Annotated in this window: 9 protein-coding genes and 1 tRNA gene; 7 read left to right on the top strand and 3 right to left on the bottom strand. The window is 67.3% G+C overall.

The window, feature by feature from the left end; all coding sequences use genetic code 11:
• The 3 genes from H576_RS15820 to H576_RS0112615 form a co-directional block, all read left to right on the top strand.
• A partial coding sequence (locus tag H576_RS15820) for an HNH endonuclease (RefSeq protein ID WP_036320920.1) occupies nucleotides 1–352 on the top strand: 352 nt, incomplete at its 5' end.
• A gap of 77 nt (nucleotides 353–429) precedes the next feature.
• On the top strand, nucleotides 430–780 hold the full coding sequence (locus H576_RS0112620; RefSeq protein WP_029151221.1) for a histone-like nucleoid-structuring protein Lsr2: 351 nt from the start codon (nucleotides 430–432) through the stop codon (nucleotides 778–780).
• A gap of 58 nt (nucleotides 781–838) precedes the next feature.
• A tRNA-Arg gene (locus H576_RS0112615) sits at nucleotides 839–911 on the top strand.
• Between the two features lie 83 nt (nucleotides 912–994).
• Here the strand turns inward: H576_RS0112615 and H576_RS0112610 are convergent.
• Together H576_RS0112610 and H576_RS0112605 are read right to left on the bottom strand one after the other, a co-directional pair.
• Entirely contained in the window at nucleotides 995–1,279 is a 285-nt protein-coding gene (locus H576_RS0112610) for a tyrosine-type recombinase/integrase (protein WP_029151220.1), read from the bottom strand.
• Between the two features lie 15 nt (nucleotides 1,280–1,294).
• Nucleotides 1,295–1,963 (bottom strand): hypothetical protein, encoded by a 669-nt coding sequence (locus H576_RS0112605; protein ID WP_029151219.1) that lies wholly within the window; start codon nucleotides 1,961–1,963, stop codon nucleotides 1,295–1,297.
• Between the two features lie 343 nt (nucleotides 1,964–2,306).
• Between H576_RS0112605 and H576_RS0112600 the strand changes: the two genes are divergently transcribed.
• The 4 genes from H576_RS0112600 to H576_RS0112580 all read left to right on the top strand — a co-directional run bounded on the left by H576_RS0112600 (nucleotide 2,307) and on the right by H576_RS0112580 (nucleotide 4,843).
• Complete coding sequence (locus H576_RS0112600; protein ID WP_029151218.1) at nucleotides 2,307–2,573, top strand: DUF7218 family protein; 267 nt, start codon at nucleotides 2,307–2,309, stop codon at nucleotides 2,571–2,573.
• Nucleotides 2,574–2,602: 29 nt separating this feature from the next.
• The gene (locus H576_RS0112595; RefSeq protein WP_029151217.1) at nucleotides 2,603–3,481 is read left to right on the top strand and encodes an SDR family oxidoreductase; all 879 of its coding nucleotides are present in this window, start codon (nucleotides 2,603–2,605) and stop codon (nucleotides 3,479–3,481) included.
• A gap of 49 nt (nucleotides 3,482–3,530) precedes the next feature.
• Nucleotides 3,531–4,058, top strand: coding sequence for a hypothetical protein (locus H576_RS16495; protein WP_084502740.1), 528 nt, complete (start codon nucleotides 3,531–3,533; stop codon nucleotides 4,056–4,058).
• A 563-nt stretch (nucleotides 4,059–4,621) separates the two neighbouring features.
• Nucleotides 4,622–4,843: a hypothetical protein gene (locus H576_RS0112580; RefSeq protein WP_029151215.1), complete on the top strand. Its 222-nt coding sequence runs from the start codon at nucleotides 4,622–4,624 to the stop codon at nucleotides 4,841–4,843.
• 26 nt (nucleotides 4,844–4,869) lie between these two features.
• On the opposite strand, the gene H576_RS0112575 is transcribed toward H576_RS0112580, so the two are convergent.
• Nucleotides 4,870–6,384 (bottom strand): mannitol dehydrogenase family protein, encoded by a 1,515-nt coding sequence (locus tag H576_RS0112575; RefSeq protein WP_036320917.1) that lies wholly within the window; start codon nucleotides 6,382–6,384, stop codon nucleotides 4,870–4,872.
• Nucleotide 6,385 lies beyond the last annotated feature (1 nt).

The following is a 6,385-nucleotide window of genomic DNA, read 5'->3' as shown; positions in this document are numbered from 1 at the left end:
TCGCCCCGCGGTCATCGTCCTCAGCCGGTATGTGCGCATTCCGCATTCGCGACGCGTGCCGGTCACCCGTCGGGGCGTCCTGCGCCGCGATATGAACCGCTGCGCATACTGCGGTCGTCACGCGACGACGATCGACCACGTCCTGCCCCGTTCGCGCGGCGGTCAGGACTCGTGGGAGAACCTCGTCGCGGCGTGCCTCAAGTGCAACAACGTGAAGAGCGATCGGACTCCCGCCGAGATGGGATGGGAGCTGCGATTCACGCCTGCGCCCCCGCGCGGATCCGCGTGGGCCGTCCGGGGTTCCGAGAAGGCGGAGCCGTCCTGGGAGCCTTATCTGTCGATGGCGGCCTGATCTATTCCGCGAGGCATTTCTCCGATTCTCTGAGAAATGTCTCGCGGAATGAGAAAGAGTTCCGCTATGGTTGGCGCATGGCACGCAAAGTGATTCACCAGCTGGTCGACGACCTCGACGGCACCGTCCTCGAACCGGGCGAGGGAGAGACGGTTCTCTTCTCTCTCGACGGCAAGAGCTACGAGATCGATCTCACCGAGCAGAATGCGGAGAAGCTGCGTGAGGTCATCTCTCCTTATATCGGCGCAGCGCGTCGCACGCTCGCCGGCTCCGCCGTCAAGGCTCCCCAGCGCACCGCGGTCCGCCGTCTCGGCAAGGTCCGCGACCTCAGCGCCGTCCGCAAGTGGGCGCGCGAGCAGGGCCACACGGTCAGCGACCGCGGCCGGGTGCCCGAGGCGATCCTCGAGGCGTACGACGCCGCGCACTGACGCACACGATCCGCGAAACGCGCGTCACCTAGACTGGTGGGGCGCGTTTGGCGTGTCCGCCCCTGTAGCTCAGTGGATAGAGCGTCGGTTTCCTAAACCGTGCGTCGCTGGTTCGAGTCCAGTCAGGGGCACCGAGAAAACATTTGGATCGCGGCCCGTGAGGGTCTGTGGATAACTCCCAAATCTCACAGAAGCTCTCACAGAGCGCGGAAGATCACGCGCCACGGGCATCGGCGAGACGCTCCGACAGGCCTGCCACGGCACGCGCGATTCCCCGCTCCGCCGTGTCCGGCGCGTAGGTTCCGAGAAAAGCTTCGAGCCTGTGACTGAGGAGCGCTGCCGCATCGGCGGGGTTGACGTTCGCCTCGAGCATTGCCAACGCCAGCGAGTGCCGCAGCCCGTGCAGCCGGATCTTCCCCACGCCGGCCGCCCGGACGAGTCTCGCGAACTGGTGGCCCCACCACTCGGGGCGGATCGGCTCGCCGAACTCGTTCAGCACCGCGAGGTCAGCGTCCTAGCCCCATCCCTCCCACATGCTGCGCCGTTCGTCCTGGTTCGCAATGACGTGCCGCAGGAGATCGACTGTGCCCGGCCGAAGCTCTTCGAAGGGCACAGTCCGCTCCCGTTGCTTCGACTTCGCGGGCCCCACCTGAGATGTGCTGGCATCGATCCTCACGCGGGCCTGTGTGATCGTCACGGTGCCAGCATCGAGGTCGATGTCGCCCCACCGGATTCCGCAGATCTCGGAGCGCGTCAGCCCGGACATGCTCAACCGCCAGAATCCCGCCAACGGGTCCGTGTCGGCCGACGAGGCGCAGGCCGCGAGCTCTTCGGGCGTCCAATGCTCGAGATCTTTCCCCGCGGCGCGACCCGTGCCGGGGCGCTTCGCGAGACGGGCTACGCTGCGCGTCACGCCTTGCTCTTCGCTGACGACGAGATCGATTGCACGGGCGAGGGCGTCGATGCCCTGTCGGATCGTGCGTGGTGCGAGAGGCTCCGGCTCGCCACTCTCGACGCGGGAAAGACCGCCCTCGTCGAGCGCCCACGAGATGTAACCGGCAACGTCCGCGATCGTCACGTCTCGGACGCGCAGCGTCTCGACCCACCTGTCGAGCAGCTCGTCCACGGTCTCCGGGCGCCCGTAGCGGCCATCGCGGCGGATCCCGTTGCGCACGTCGTCCACCCATGCGCGCGCCCCAATGAGCGTCTGAAACGTGTGTGTTGCTTGCTTGCGTGGTTCACCGGGCGGGCTCGTGTCGATGGGACTGACCGTCGGTTCGAACCCGCCCGCCTGTCGAACAACCGCCCCTCTTGCTTCGGCGGGAGGGGCGGTTTCGTCGTGTGTACACGCCGAGCCAGTCGGCGAGCGGGATCGTTGCATTGCGGCTGATGGATCGGGAGTCGCGGTCGTGCAGTAGCCGAGTCGGCAACTGTGTACGTGGACCCCTAGACGGGCGAGACGCTACGGACTACCTTCGGCACGTAAACGACGGTGATCGCACAAGCGAGCCGATTGGAGCGGACCCATGGCGCGAGAACGACGACCATCGTTGAAGGACCCGGACCTCTACGAGCGCTTGCGCGCCGAGGGAAAGTCAGAGGAGCAGGCTGCCCGGATCTCGAACGCCGCAGCCAAGGACGGCAGATCCGCCGTGAGCAGACGCGGCGGATCCGCTGAGAACTACGAGGACCGGACCGTGCCCGAGCTCCGCAGACGCGCGAGGGAGCTTGGGCTCACTGGCGTGTCCCGTTATACGAAGAGCGAGCTCATCACGCGACTCCGAGAGCACTGACTGTGGTCAGTGCGGATTGTGAGGCAGTCATGACGAACATCGATCCCCGCACGAAGCACCCGCGTCCCCCGTACAACGAGCACAAGCAGGCATCGCAGCCCGGCTCATCGAGAGACATGGGCATCGCCCCCGACCACGGGGAAGACTCGTACACGGGCGCAGAACGACTGGTGGGGAAGCGTGCGTTGATTACGGGCGGCGACTCAGGGATCGGCCGCGCTGTCGCGATTGCGTACGCGCGCGAAGGCGCCGATGTCGCGATCGCTTTTCTTCCTGAGGAACGAAGCGACGCACGTGAGACGCAACGGCTTGTGGAAGCTTCAGGACGAAGGTGTGTTCTTCTTCCGGGAGATCTGACGGAGGAATCTGCGTGCATTGCCGCCGTCGGCGAGACTGTCGACGCGTTGGGCGGCCTCGACGTCCTCGTATTGAACGCGGCGACGCAGCGCGAGCGCGCGGATGACGCCGCGATTGATCGCCAGGATGCCCTTCGCGTCTTTGAAACGAATCTCGTCGCTCCGTTGTTGCTGTTCCGTGAAGCGGCTCAGTATCTTGAGCCCGGGGCATCGGTCATCGTTACCGCCTCAGTGCAAGCCTTTGACCCGTCGCCCGACCTGCTCGACTACGCGATGACGAAGGCAGCGCTTGTCGCGTTCGTCGAGGCGCTCGCGCAGCAACAGGGTGAGAAGGGGGTGCGAGCGAATGCCGTCGCCCCGGGGCCGATCTGGACGCCGCTGATCCCCGCTACCGGGTGGGACGACAAGCTCCGCGATTTTGGCAGCACCACTCCGCTCGGGAGGGCTGGGCAGCCTGCTGAACTTGCAGGAGCATACGTGTATCTCGCGTCGGAGGATGCGTCGTATACCTCTGGCTCGGTGATCGCAGTGACCGGCGGCCGTCACCTCTGACCGCCCGACGCCCACACGCCGATACGGACTTTTTACGGAGATCTCCATGATGAGCAACGAACAGATTCAAGCCGCGGACGGTGGTGCGCGCGTGACGACGACGCATGCGGCCTGGGGCTCCGGTGACCCGCATCTTCTTGTTCGGAAGGGGGAAGAGCGGTTCACGCATCACCTGGACGTCGAGGTGACGCGCATCGGCTCGGCGGCGGGCGTCGAGCTTCGCGTTCCGGAAACCGATGGACTGCACGCGACGATCGTTCATGACGAACGCGATGAGTTCGTTTTGACGATGCACGGGTCGGGCGAAACGAACGCGAACCTGGGTGCTTCCGGGGCACACCCGGGGAACCGGTCCGAGACGCTCAGGACGGGCGCTCGGTTCACTGCAGGCCCCTGGGAGTTCGTATATTCGCGGGCGGAATCGTCTGATCATGGGCGACCGTATGGCGGCCGGGAGGGTGGTGAACTCACCGTCCAACCAGCCCAGCCCGAGCGTCCTGATTACACGTCGGATCCTTCTGCGGAGGAGGCTCGACCACTTGAACCAGAGAATGACTGGCATGCGACCGAAGGCTGATCCGTCTCGCGACCTTCGTGCTGCCTGGGCCGCCTCAGGAACGATAGCGAGATGACTGAGCTGACGTCGGACCAGCTCGTTGAGTTCGCGTCCTTACTCGTCACGCTCGTGATCTTCTTCGGCATCGACGCGAAGTTTCGCTCCCGGAGAGGCCGGTCGCCGAGGTCGGAGGTATCGCACGTGCCGGTGGATCCTCTTCTGCGGCGATGTGACTCGCAGAGCGGGGCGGCGCCGAGTTTCGTCTGAGTCAGTCGGATGAGGCTTGGATTCGGGAGCACGCTGCCAAATGAGCGATGAATTGGCGTGGAGCGAAGTTCGGGATCTTGTGGACCTCGGCCGCGTGGATGACGTGTCCGGGCTGATTGATCGGGTGTCGGAGTACCGGGGCCGGGTGGGGGCGCGTTGGCAGGACGATCCTGAGCGGTGAGACCTCTCACGCATGTCTCACAACACGCGCAAGAACTGCCCGTTACCCACCATCAAGGACATCGCTAGTTCCGCATTATTCCGCGGCTGACAGCCTCTCACATTCACGCAGGGCGGGGATCCCGTCGAAGCGCGGCGTGAAGAACAGTGCGGCGACGAGCGTCAGCACGAGCGGATCCGCCCGCCCGCCCGTGACCTCGCCCGAGCGCGGCCATGCGGCGCCGATCGCGCTGCCGCCGAAGATCGCGGCGAGGAAGAGGGCGGTCGTGCGCGCGGGGCGGAGGGGTGCTCAGCACGCGCACTCCACGCCGCAGCACGACAGGTGGTCGGCGAGCATGCCCGCATCGCGCCGCGCCTGAAGGCCCCCGTGTCGAGCCGCGCCGCCCTACAGCGCCTCGTGCGCGGCGAGCCGCCGCACCGTCTCCTGCGCCCCGCGCTCGTGCAGCGACGCGAGGGCCGCGAGGTAGGGGGTCGTGAACGCGTCGCGGGTCGCGAGGTCGCCGAAGAACTGCTCGAGGCGCACGAACGCGAGCGGATCCTCCGCCTGCGTCGCGGCCACGCGCTTGAGCTCGTCGGCGAAGCGGTCGACGACGGTGATCGGATCGCCCTGCTCGTCGACGGCCTCGTCGTAGCGCGCCCACGACGCGCAGATCGCGGCCGAGACCTCGACGGGCGCGCCCGACGCGAGGTTGTCGAGGATCACGGGCACGAGCCACTTCGGGATCCTGTCGGACGACTCGGCGCCCAGGCGCGCGAGGGTGTCGCGGATCTCGGGGTTCGCGAAGCGCTCGATGAGCGTGTCCTTGTACGCGTCGAGGTCGATGCCGGGAACGGGGTCGAGGCTCGGGGTCCCCTCCTCGTCCATGTACCTCCTCAGGTAGGCCGCGATGTCGGCGTCGGCCATCGCCTCGTGCGCGTAGGTGTGTCCCGCGAGCGTCCCGAAGTAGGCGAGGCCCTGGTGCGACGCGTTGAGGAGGCGCAGCTTCATGTGCTCGTAGGGGACGACGTCGTCGACCACCTGCACGCGGGCCTCCTCGTACGGCGGGCGCCCGTCGACGAACGCGTCCTCGAGGACCCACTGGAAGAACGGCTCGGCGACGACGGGCCACGCGTCGTCGACACCCGCCTGCTCGCGGAGCTCGGCGCGGTCGGCGTCGGTCGTCACGGGCGTGATCCGGTCGACCATCGCGTTGGGGAAGGCGACGCTCCGCTCGATCCAGTCGGCGAGCTCGGGATCGACGAGGCGCGCGAAGGCGCAGAACATCGTGCGCGCGACGCGGCCGTTGCCCGCGATGTTGTCGCACGACTGCAGCGTGAAGGGCGTCGTCCCCTCGGCGCGGCGCCTGCGGAGCGCCTCGACGACGTAGCCGAACACGGTCGACGGATCCCGCCCCTCCCGGATGGCGGCGGCGTCGGCGGCGATCGACGGCTCGTCGGCGACGAACTCGCCGGTGACGGGGTTGACGTTGTACCCGCCCTCCGTGACGGTCAGCGAGACGATGCGGATCTCGGGGCTCGCCATGAGCGCCACGAGGGCGCCCGGGTCGTCGGGCCCGAAGCGGTAGTCGACGATCGACCCGATGATGCGTCGGTCGCGCGACCCGTCGGGGTGCTTGAGGACGAGCGAGTACAGGTGATCCTGTGCCGCGAGGGCGTCGCGCATCGCGGCGTCGCCGGGCAGCAGGCCGGCGCCGACGATCCCCCAGTCCATCGCGAGGCCCTGCGCGTGCAGGTCGTCGAGCACCATCGCCATGTGCCCGCGGTGGAAGCCGCCGACGCCGAAGTGGACGATCCCCGGCGTGACCCGGGACCGGTCGTACGCGGGGGTCGCGACGCCGCGCGCGGCGATGCTCGCGAGGGTCGCGTCGGACGGGCGGATGGGTGTCGTGTCAGAAGACATG

The sequence above is a fragment of the Microbacterium indicum DSM 19969 genome, from assembly GCF_000422385.1.
GTDB classification, from domain to species: Bacteria; Actinomycetota; Actinomycetes; order Actinomycetales; family Microbacteriaceae; genus Microbacterium; species Microbacterium indicum.
The sequence above is the reverse complement of the archived record's forward strand: the minus strand, read 5'-3'. Positions and strand labels throughout refer to the sequence as shown.